The sequence below is a fragment of the Pseudomonas sp. GW821-FHT03C07 genome (assembly GCF_059420925.1).
Genome location: NZ_JBWKUQ010000054.1, coordinates 1 through 592 on the forward strand (window position 1 = coordinate 1; position 592 = coordinate 592).

The following is a 592-nucleotide window of genomic DNA, read 5'->3' on the forward strand; positions in this document are numbered from 1 at the left end:
CGCGGCTCGACGCGCCGATTATCAAGGAGGCATTCAATAACAACCTGGACCTGGACGCCTTGCCCGACCGCAACTGGGTGACGGCTCAAATCATCGCAAGGAACACCACCCCCGGCAATCCCGACTTCGCCGTGGGCGACCAGATCGAAATGCGGGTCAAGGGCACCACGGTGGACGGTGAACCGGTCAATCAGGTGTACCCTCCTTACCCCATCCAGAGTGTTCCCAGCATTCCCGAGATTCCCCTGCCCAGCGCCGATATCCGTCCGCTGGTCAATACCCAGGCGGTGTTCTCCTACCGCTTGATCAAGGCCGACGGCTCCGCCGACTTGCTCTCCAAAGGCCAGTTTGTCCGTGTGATCGGCGAGACCAGCCTTCTGGCCGCGCCCATTGCCGTGGACGCCATTGCGGACACCCTCGATCCGGCGTTACCTCGTACCCTGATTGAGATTCCCTGGGACGACAGCATGAAGACCGGTCAGGTCATAGAGCTGAAGTGGTTCGGGACCCGGGCAATCGGCGGCGGGGTTTACCTGCCCGATCTTGATCGTCACCCGATCACCCAGGGGGAAGGGGATGCCAAGGAGTCTAT

Annotated in this window: 1 pseudogene; it reads left to right on the forward strand. The window is 61.3% G+C overall.

Going from position 1 to position 592, the window contains the following annotated elements:
- A pseudogene (locus AC07VG_RS33460) lies at positions 1-592 on the forward strand (hypothetical protein); the annotation flags it as partial.